The organism is Actinophytocola sp., from assembly GCF_036002505.1.
Classification (GTDB): Bacteria; Actinomycetota; Actinomycetes; order Mycobacteriales; family Pseudonocardiaceae; genus DASYTH01.
Genome location: NZ_DASYTH010000013.1, coordinates 17,920 through 27,334 on the forward strand (window position 1 = coordinate 17,920; position 9,415 = coordinate 27,334).

Annotated in this window: 7 protein-coding genes; 4 read left to right on the plus strand and 3 right to left on the minus strand. The window is 71.3% G+C overall.

Translation table 11 applies throughout. From position 1 onward, the window contains the following. Positions 1 to 42: 42 nt before the first annotated feature. The 4 genes from VGR06_RS00545 (at position 43) to VGR06_RS00560 (ending at position 6,606) form a co-directional block, all read left to right on the plus strand. Positions 43 to 3,093, plus strand: a complete 3,051-nt coding sequence (locus VGR06_RS00545) for an AfsR/SARP family transcriptional regulator (protein WP_327556900.1) — start codon at positions 43 to 45, stop codon at positions 3,091 to 3,093. Between the two features lie 113 nt (positions 3,094 to 3,206). Next, positions 3,207 to 3,707: a hypothetical protein gene (locus tag VGR06_RS00550; RefSeq protein ID WP_327556901.1), complete on the plus strand. Its 501-nt coding sequence runs from the start codon at positions 3,207 to 3,209 to the stop codon at positions 3,705 to 3,707. Then, positions 3,707 to 5,176, plus strand: coding sequence for a glycoside hydrolase family 19 protein (locus VGR06_RS00555; protein WP_327556902.1), 1,470 nt, complete (start codon positions 3,707 to 3,709; stop codon positions 5,174 to 5,176). Before VGR06_RS00550 ends, VGR06_RS00555 begins: the two co-directional genes overlap by 1 nt. Before the next feature lie 47 nt (positions 5,177 to 5,223). Continuing rightward, positions 5,224 to 6,606, plus strand: coding sequence for a CHAP domain-containing protein (locus VGR06_RS00560; protein ID WP_327556903.1), 1,383 nt, complete (start codon positions 5,224 to 5,226; stop codon positions 6,604 to 6,606). 59 nt (positions 6,607 to 6,665) lie between these two features. On the opposite strand, the gene glf is transcribed toward VGR06_RS00560, so the two are convergent. From glf to VGR06_RS00575, 3 genes are all read right to left on the minus strand, one after another. Then, positions 6,666 to 7,862 carry a UDP-galactopyranose mutase gene (glf, locus tag VGR06_RS00565; protein ID WP_327556904.1) on the minus strand — a complete coding sequence of 399 codons (1,197 nt, stop codon included), beginning with the start codon at positions 7,860 to 7,862 and terminating at the stop codon, positions 6,666 to 6,668. A 174-nt stretch (positions 7,863 to 8,036) separates the two neighbouring features. After that, complete coding sequence (locus tag VGR06_RS00570) at positions 8,037 to 8,918, minus strand: LLM class flavin-dependent oxidoreductase (protein WP_327556905.1); 882 nt, start codon at positions 8,916 to 8,918, stop codon at positions 8,037 to 8,039. 8 nt (positions 8,919 to 8,926) lie between these two features. Next, on the minus strand, positions 8,927 to 9,415 hold a 489-nt coding region (locus VGR06_RS00575; RefSeq protein ID WP_327556906.1), incomplete at its 5' end, for a hypothetical protein.

Here is a 9,415-nt window from a genome sequence, read left to right on the forward strand (position 1 = left end):
GCACATCGCGATACTGGGTGGGTCGTCCTCTGGGGGTGTGACATGCGGGTCGGTGCGCTGGGTCCGGTCGAAGTGCTGGGCACCGACGTTCCGGTGAACCTCGGCGGCCCCAAGCCCAAGGCGCTGCTGGCCGCGCTGCTGCTGGAGCCCCGGCACGTGGTGTCCGTCGAGCGGCTGGTCGACCTGATCTGGGACGAGCGCCCGCCGTCCAGCGCGGTCGCCCTCGTGCATACCTACGTCTCCTTGCTGCGCAGGGGTTTCGCCACGGTTGGCGCGCAGTCGGCGCTGGTCACCCGGGCGCCCGGATACCTGCTGGACGTGGATCCGGCGAACGTGGACCTGGTGCTCTTCACCCGGTACCGCGACGACGCGCGGCAGGCCGAGCAGGAGCTGGACTTCAACGCCGCCGCGGAGCACCACCGGCAGGCCCTGGCGCTCTGGCGGGGTCCGGCCTTCGGCGGGGTGGACGCCCGGTTCGCCCGCAGCCGCGCGGGCGCGCTCGAGGACGAGCGGCTGGCGGCCGAGGAGGGGCTGGCCCGCTGCGAACTCGCGCTGGGTCAGGTCCGGGCCGCGGTGTCCCGGCTGACCTTGCTGACCGCGGCGCACCCGCTCCGCGAAGAGGGCCGCGGCCTGCTGATGCGCGCGCTGTACCTGTCCGGGCGGCAGGGCGACGCGCTGGCCGCTTACCGGGCCGGCCGCGAGCAGCTGATCGCCGAGCTGGGGGTTGAGCCCGGGCCCACGCTGCGCGAGCTGCACGCCCGAATCCTGGACGGAACGCTGGCCGCGCCGGCCGCACAGCAGCCCGCGACGCAACTCGCGACGCTGCCCGCGCCGCGGCCACCCGAGGTCACGGCGCCCAACCTGCTGCCGCCCGACGTCGCCGACTTCACCGGGCGCGACGAGGCGGTGGCACACATCCGGGCCTACGCGCGGTCGGCCACCCATCCGGTGATCGTGGTGTCCGGCGTCGGCGGCGCCGGGAAGTCCGCGCTGGCCGTGCACTGCGCGCACCTGCTGGCCGCCGGCTACCCGGACGGCGTGCTGTTCGCCGACCTGCACGGGGCCGGCAAACCGGTGGAGAGCGCCGACGTCCTGGCCCGGTTCCTGCGCGCGCTCGGGGTGGCCGGTGCCGACCTGCCGGACGACCCGGACGAGCGGGCCGAGCTCTACCGGATGACCGTCGCCGGCCGGCACGTGATCATCGTGCTGGACAACGTGCGCAGCGAGCAGCAGGTGCGGCCGCTGCTTCCCGGGTCCGGGAGTTGCCTGGTGATCGTCACCAGCCGGTCCCGGCTGACCGGGCTGGCCGGCGCCGAGCCGATCGAGCTGGACATCCTGTCCGCCACGGCGTCGCTGGACATGCTCGGCCGGATCGTCGGCGCGGCCCGGACGGGTGCCGAGCCGGAGGCGGCGGCCACGATCGCCCGGCTGTGCGCGGGCGTCCCGCTGGCCATCCGGGTGGCCGGCGCGAAGCTCCTGGCCCGCGCGCACTGGCCGTTGCGCACGCTCGCCGCCCGGCTGTCCGACGAGCGCCGCCGGCTGGACGAGCTGGCCGTGGGCGACCTGGCGATCCGGTCCAGCCTGGAGCTCAACTACGCCGAGCTCGCCGGGTCGCACCGCCGGGCGTTCCACCTGCTGAGCCTGCTCGGTCTGCCCGACTTCGGTGCGTGGCTCGCCGCGCCGCTGCTCGACGTGGACCTCGACGAGGCCGAGGACGTGGTCGAGCACCTGGTCGACCTGCGGCTGCTGGACATCGCCGGGATCGACGCGATCGGCCGGGTGCGCTACCGCTTCCACGACCTCGTCCAGCTGTTCGGGGCCGAGCAGGCCGCGCGGCACGAGCCGGAGGACGTGGTGCGGGCGGCGCTGTGCCGGGCGCTCGCGGTGCTCCGGGCGCTGGTGGAGACCGGTGCCGCCCGGCTGCCCCGGGTCACGCTCGGGCTGCGGCCCGCGCCGGCGCCGACGGTCGAGCTGGATCCCCGGCTCGCCGCCGAGGTGTCGGACGATCCCACCGGGTGGCTGAAGTCGGAGACCCAGACCGTGGTGCGGGCCCTCGAGCGCGCGCACGAGCTCGGCGCGGACGAGGCCAGCACCACGCTGATCACGTCGCTGCTGTCCTCGCCGTTCGCCGCGCGCAACGAGTTCGACGGCTGGCAGCGGTCGCACGAGGTGGCGCTGCGGGCCGCGGTGAGCTCCGGCGACCGGCACGCCGAGGCGACCGTGCTGGCCGGGTTGGGCCAGCTGTTCTACGAGCGCGACGAGTTCGCCACCGCGCTCGCCCACTTCCGGAACGCCCTGCGGCTGGCCGCCGACATCGGCGCCGATCCGGTGCGCGCCGTCGCGCTGGTCGGCATCGGCACCGTGCAGCGGGATCTGGCCGAGTTCACCGAGGCACGGGCCTGCCTGGAGGCCGCGGCGGAGCTCGCCGGCCGGACCGGCGACCGCGGTGTGCTGGCCGCCGCGCGCTACGGCTTCGGCGCCATCCACCGCGACCACGGTGACCTCACCGCCGCCACCGCGGCGCTGGAGGAGTGCGTCGCCCTCTACCGCGACCTCGACGACCGTCGCGGCGAGGCGCTGGCCCTGCGCGGCCTCAGCCTGTGCCGCCGCGCCGCCGGTGACGCGGAAGCCGCCGCCGCACTCAGCGAGCAGGCGCTCAAGATCCTTGAGGAGGCCGGCGACACGCTCGGCGCCGCCTACGCGCTGCAGTCCCTGGCCAAGGCCCGCATCCGGCAGGGCCGCCTGGACGCCGTCCCGGAGCTCCTCGCCCGCGCCCGGGAGACCTGCACGACCCACCGTGACCGGTTCGGCACCGCCCTCATCACCCGCACCCAGGGCGAGCTCGCCCTGGCGGCCGGAGACACGACTGGCGCCGCCACGCTGCTCACCGACGCCCTCGGTCAGTGGCGGGACCTCCGCCTCCCACTCTGGGAAGCCCGCACGCTCCGCGACCTCGCCGCCGCGGTGAACAGCCCGGACCACTGGACCCGCGCTCTGGGCATCTTCACCGCCACCCAGGCCCGGGAACACACCGAGCTCGCGCCGCACACCCCGGAAACCTGGCGCGCGCACGTCCACCACCCGGACCTATAGAAAACCTCCAGGCCCGCGCCCGGTCGTTTGCAGGAAGGTTGCAGGCGACCTGAAGCCGCGCCGGTCACCCTTCTCGTATCGACCAGGAACTCGACACGGGAGTGGTGATACGAATGGAGTTTCCGCGCTCGACCGGGCTGGCTCCGGTAATGGGAATTCAGATCACCAGAAGCCAGGTAATTGAGCGCGCACAAAGCTGGTTGCGACCCTCGGTCGCCTACAGCCAAACCGATTTCCACACGAACGAGTACGGAACCTACCGGACGGACTGCTCGGGCTACGTGTCCATGGCCTGGGCGCTCCCGGGAAAGCCGCAGGACCGGCACGGCGGCCTCGACACGATCGGGCTCGCCGGGGTCAGCCGGACGATCGCCAAGCACCAGCTGCGGGCCGGCGACGTGCTGCTGCGCACCGAAGGCACCGGCCGCACCAGGCACGCCACGGTTTTCGACCGCTGGGCGGACGCCGCCCGGGACGCGTACTGGGGATTCGAGCAGGCCGGCGGTCTGGGAACGGTTCACCGGGTCATCGCCTACCCGTACGGAAACACCTCGCACGGGTACCGGGCGGTTCGTTTCATCGGGCTCATCGAGAAGCAGGAAAGGGATCGATAATGAACGTCAAGGCACGGCTCACCACCGTCGGCCGCGCCGCGCTGATGCTGGCCACCACCGCATCGGCATTGTGCGCCGCCGTGTTCTTCACGCCCGCCGCATCGGCCGGCGAGCTCCCCGCCGGCGCCGACCGGATCGGCGTGCTGACCAACGGCACGCTGTCGGTCAAGGAGGGCAACCTGTACGCGTCCTGGGTGCCTGAGCTCTCCGGCGTCGCCAAGTTCGAGATCGCGGGCGACCGGATCGGGGCCCTGACCACGGACGGCGTGCTGCACGTGAAGGAGGGCAACCTCTGGGCCGGCTGGACCGACCAGATCGGCGGCGTGCAGGACTTCCGGCTCACCGGGGACCGCATCGGCGTGCTGCGCACCGACGGGACGGTCGCGGTCAAGGAGGGCAACCTCTGGGCCGGCTGGACCGAGCAGATGAACAACGCCCGCGAGCTCGAGCTCGCCGGCAACCGGATCGGTGTGCTCCGGACCGACGGCACCGTCACGGTCAAGGAAGGCAACCTCTGGGCCGGCTGGGTCGAGCAGACCGGCGACGTGCGGGATCTCGAGCTGACCGCGGACCGCATCGGCGTCCTGCGCACCGACAACACCCTGGCGGTCAAGGAGGGCGACCTCTACGCCCCCTGGCTGGAGGAGACCAACGGCGTCACCCAGTTCGATCTCGCGGACGACCGGATCGGCGTGGTTCTCGCCGACGGCACGGTCACCGTGAAGGCGGGCAACCTCTATGCCTCCTGGGTGAACCAGATGGGTGCCGCCGCCGAAGTGCGGCTGGCCGGCAACCGGATCGGTGTGCTCCGGACCGACGGCACGGTCACGGTGAAGGAAGGCAACCTCTACGACTCCTGGGTCGAGCAGATCGGCGGCGTGAGCGCGTTACGCCTGGCCGCTCCGCCCTCGGCGCCACCGTCCAACCCGGAGCCGGTCCCCGGTGCGCAGGTGACACTGGCCGACCTGCGGGCGATCTACGGCTACCTCGGCGACGAGGCCACGATCTCCGCCGGCCTGCCCGGCCTGAACACCGAGATGGGCAACGCCGGAATCACCAGCCCGGCCCGGAAGGCCGCGTTCCTGGCGACGCTGCGCAACGAGAGCGGTTTCCGGTACAACGCGGGTGAGGCCGGCAGCAGCGCGACCTATCGCGGGCGCGGGTTCATCCAGATCACCAACGATTTCAACTACCGCGCCGCCGGCGACTACTTCGGGCAGAACTTCCTGGCGAACCCGGACGCCCTCGCGACGTTGCAGTGGAGCGCTCCGGCAGCCCGCTGGTACTGGACGGTGGCCCGAAACATCAACTACTTCGCCGACCGCCTGGACATGGGTGGCGTGGACGGTGCCATCGGTTACGCGTACGACTCCCGCGAGGACACCGAGCGCTGTGACGACTTCAAGAAGGCGCTGCGCTACTACAGCGGCGGCACCCTGCCGGCCGGAATCAACTGCACCCGCCACTGACCCCGCCCCAGACAATTCCCAAACCCACATCAGAAATGAGCAGAGAAATGTCGGTCAAACTCATCAACCGTGCCCTCACCGCCGTAGCCATGACCTCCGTCGCCGCCGCCGCGCTCGCCACCCTGGCCGCCTCCCCGGCCGCCGCGGCCACCGGCCCGGACCTGGCGAACCTGGCCAGCGCCAACCTCGGCAAGCACTACTGCGACACCAACAGCCTCGGCGGCCGCGGTTTCGAGTCCAGCTGTACCCCTGAGCAATGGTGCTCCGACTTCGCTAAATGGGTGTGGCGCAACAACGGGGTCAACGTGGCCGGCCTGACCCCGGAGTCGGGCAGCTTCTACACCTACGGCACCAACAACGGCACCCTGCACACCTCCAGCGAGTACGTGCCGCAGGTCGGCGACGCGGTGGTGTTCAACTACCACACCAACGAGGTGGGCAACGCCGACCACGTCGGCCTGGTCACGCAGTCCAACGCGAACGGCACCATCCAGGTCATCAACGGCAACTTCGGCGGCTCCGGGCCGACGACCTCCTCGGTGCAGTACTCCTCCGGCACCGGCCGGGTGGGCAACCTCATCGCCGGGCAGCGGATCAGCGCGTTCGTCACCGCGGTCGGCCTGGGCTCCGCGCCCCGCGAGGCCATCGGCCGGCTCGGCGTCGTGTCCGGCGGCGCGGTACTGCTCAAGGAGGGCAACCTCTGGGCGGACTGGGTCAACGAGTTCGGCGGGAACGTCCGGAAGCTCGAGATCGACGGCAACCGGATCGGTGTGCTGAGCAACGACGGCGTGCTGCACGTGAAGGAGGGCAACCTCTGGGCCGGCTGGACCGACCAGACCGGTGCCGTCGCCGACTTCCGGCTGTCCGGCGACCGGATCGGCATCCTGCGCACGGACGGGACGGTCGCGGTCAAGGAAGGCAACCTCTGGTCGGGCTGGACCGAGCAGATGAACAACGCCCGCGAGCTGGAGCTGGCCGGCAACCGGATCGGTGTGCTGCGCACCGACGGCACCGTCACGGTGAAGGAAGGCGACCTGTGGGCCGGCTGGGTCGAGCAGATCGGCGGCGTGCGTGACCTCGAGCTCGCCGGCAACCGCATCGGCATCGTGCGCACCGACAACACGCTGGCCGTCAAGGAGGGCAACCTCTGGGCCGGCTGGACCGAGCAGATCGGCGGCGTGGCTCAGGCGGACCTGTCCGGGGACCGGATCGGCGTGGTGCGCACCGACGGCGTCGCGACCGTGAAGGAGGGCAACCTCTGGGCGGGCTGGGTCGACCAGACCGGCGGGGTCAGCGAGGTCCAGCTGGCCGGCAACCGGATCGGCGTGCTGCGCACCGACGGCACGGTCGCGGTCAAGGAGGGCAACCTGTACAGCTCGTGGGTGGAGGAGATCAACGGGGTCACCGAGCTGCGGCTCACCCAGTACTGATCGGGCCCGAAGTGCCGGAGGCCGCCTGGACGTCCAGGCGGCCTCCGTACGCTGCGGGGTCAGGCGTCGAGGGAGCCGTCGAGGGGCGCACCGTCCGTGAGGTGCGGGGCGATCTTGTTGTCGAACATGGTCAGGGCCGAGCCGATGGCCATGTGCATGTCCAGGTATTTGTAGGTGCCGAGCCGGCCGCCGAAGATCACGTTGCGGTGCCGGGCCTCGGCCTTGGCCAGCTCGCGGTACCGCTCGAGCTTGCCGCGGTCATCCGGCGTGTTGATCGGGTAGTACGGCTCGTCGTCCTCCTTGGCGAACCGGGAGTACTCGCGCACGATGACGGTCTTGTCGGCCGGGTAGTTCTCCCGCTCCGGGTGGAAGTGGCGGAACTCGAGGATGCGGGTGAACGGGACGTCCTCGTCGGCGTAGTTCATCACCGGGGTGCCTTGAAAGTCACCGCAATCCGTCAGTATTTCGCTCTCGAGGTCGACGGTGCGCCAGCCGAGCCGGCCGGCGGAGTAGTCGAAGTAGCGGTCCAGTGGTCCGGTGTAGACGGTCGGGGTGCCCGGCGGGATCTGCTCGCGCACGTCGAAATAGTCGACGTCGCAACGGACTTCGATGTTCGGGTGGTCGGCCATCCTGGTGAGCCACGCGGTGTAGCCGTCCACCGGCAGGCCCTCGTAGGTGTCGTTGAAATACCGGTTGTCGAAGTTGTAGCGCACCGGCAGCCGCGCGATGATCGACGCGGACAGCTCCCGCGGGTCGGTCTGCCACTGCTTGGCCGTGTAGCCGCGGACGAACGCCTCGTACAGCGGGCGGCCGATCAGCGAGATCGCCTTCTCCTCGAGGTTCTGCGCGTCCGCGGTGTCGATCTCCGCGGCCTGCTCGGCGACCAGCGCGCGGGCCTCGTCGGGCGTGAACGAGCGGCCGAAGAACTGGTTGATGAGCGCCAGGTTCATCGGGAGCGGGTAGGCCTGCCCCTGGTACGTGGTGAACACCCGGTGCTGGTAGCCGGTGAACTCGGTGAACTGCCGCACGTAGTCCCACACCCGCTTGTTCGAGGTGTGGAACAGGTGGGCACCGTACTTGTGCACCTCGATGCCGGTCTCCGGGTCGGGCTCGGAGTAGGCGTTGCCGCCGAGGTGGTAGCGCCGCTCCAGCACGAGCACCCGCTTGTCCAGTTGGGTGGCCGTGCGTTCGGCGATCGTCAGGCCGAAGAATCCGGAGCCCACGACGACCAGGTCGAAGCCGCGATAATCAGTCATCTCATCCGAGTCCACGGGCTGCCAGGGTACTTGGCGGCCGAATGGGCCTCCGTGCCCGGCCGGTCCTCCCGACTCGGCTGGCACGGAGGCCCCCTACCCCCGGATCTCCCTCCGGCATCCCGCCTCCCCTCCTCAAGACGCCCGAGCCTGGAGGTACGTTGCTTGGCAACGCGATCAAGCAAGATTTGGCAGCACTTCGGCGGCCACCCGCTCCAGCACCGCCTCGCTCCCGGCGTACGGACCGTCCGGCCGCGGCCAGTGCACCACCACGTCGGTGAAGCCGAGCGCGCCCGCCCGGCCGAGCACGTCGCGGAACGCCTCCACGCTGGTCAGCGAGTACACGGGCGCGGAGTCCGCGCTGAGGAACCGGTGCACGCCGGCCACGTCCCGGCCCTGTGCGGCGAGCGCTTCGTCGAACCGCGCCGCCCGCTCGGCCACCACGGCCCACCACGCGTCGAGGTCCGGCTCGCCGCGCTTGCCGGTGCTCACCCAGCCCTGGCCGAACCGCGCGGCGATCCGCATCGAGCGCGGGCCGTCCGCCGCCACCACGAACGGAACCCGGGGCCGCTGCACGCATCCCGGTGCGGAGCGGGCCTGCACCGCGGTGTAGTACCGGCCGGCGAAATCGGTCCGCTCCCGGGTGAGCAGCGCGTCGGTCAGCTCCACGAACTCGGCGAACCGGTCCACCTGGGCGCGCGGCGACAGGTCGGGCCCACCCGTCACCAGGTTGTCGTAGGCACCGCGAACGCCGGCGCCGACCCCGAGCGTGAACCGGCCGCCGGACACGTCGTCCAGGGTCAGCAGGCTGCGGGCGAAGGTCACCGGGTGCCGGACGTTCGGCGAGGCCACGAACGTGCCGAGCCGGATCCGCTCGGTGACCAGGGCGGCCGCGGTGAGCGTCGGCACCGCGTCGAACCACGGCCCGTCGACCAGCGAGCGCCAGCCGAGGTGGTCATAGGTCCAGGCGTGGTCGAAGCCGTACGCCTCGGCCGCCCGCCAGCGCGGCGCGGCCCGCGCCCAGCGGTGCTCGGGCAGGATCACGATCCCGACGCGCATGGCTTTCACTAGCGGCCGTAGTACTGCGGTGGCGGAGCCTGCTGCGGCGGTTGCGGCGGTTGCGGCGCGAACCGCCGCTCGGCGCCGCGCATGGCCCGCCCGGTCGCCGGCAGGAACGCCGTGACCGTCGCGGCGAGCCACAGCAGCAGCGCCCCGATCACTAACCCGATCAGGCTCGCGCCATCGTGGGAGAGCAGCCGGATCAGGGCGAAGACGTAGTAGGCGGCGACGATCGCGCCCAGCACACCGAGGATCCACCGCATGAAGTCCAGGCGCGCCAACGCGATCAGCGCGAAGGTGAGCGTCGTGCAGGCCACCGTCATGGTCACCGAGATGCCGAAGTCGAGGTTATTGGTGACATCGTTGGAGACCAGGATGCCGATCACCGCGGCCAGTACGCTGCTGGCGTCCGTGGTGCCGTCCCAGCTGACGATGGCGATCACCAGCGAGAGCACACCGCACAGGAGGAACAGCCCAGCGGTCACGTAGGCCGGCGC

What these genes read in the sequence shown, in the direction of transcription:
- VGR06_RS00545 (WP_327556900.1), top strand. Translation starts at nt 43, where the DNA reads ATGCGGGTCGGTGCGCTGGGTCCGGTCGAAGTGCTGGGCACCGACGTT.
- VGR06_RS00550 (WP_327556901.1), top strand. Translation starts at nt 3,207, where the DNA reads ATGGAGTTTCCGCGCTCGACCGGGCTGGCTCCGGTAATGGGAATTCAG.
- VGR06_RS00555 (WP_327556902.1), top strand. Translation starts at nt 3,707, where the DNA reads ATGAACGTCAAGGCACGGCTCACCACCGTCGGCCGCGCCGCGCTGATG.
- VGR06_RS00560 (WP_327556903.1), top strand. Translation starts at nt 5,224, where the DNA reads ATGTCGGTCAAACTCATCAACCGTGCCCTCACCGCCGTAGCCATGACC.
- glf (WP_327556904.1), bottom strand. Translation starts at nt 7,862, where the DNA reads ATGACTGATTATCGCGGCTTCGACCTGGTCGTCGTGGGCTCCGGATTC.
- VGR06_RS00570 (WP_327556905.1), bottom strand. Translation starts at nt 8,918, where the DNA reads ATGCGCGTCGGGATCGTGATCCTGCCCGAGCACCGCTGGGCGCGGGCC.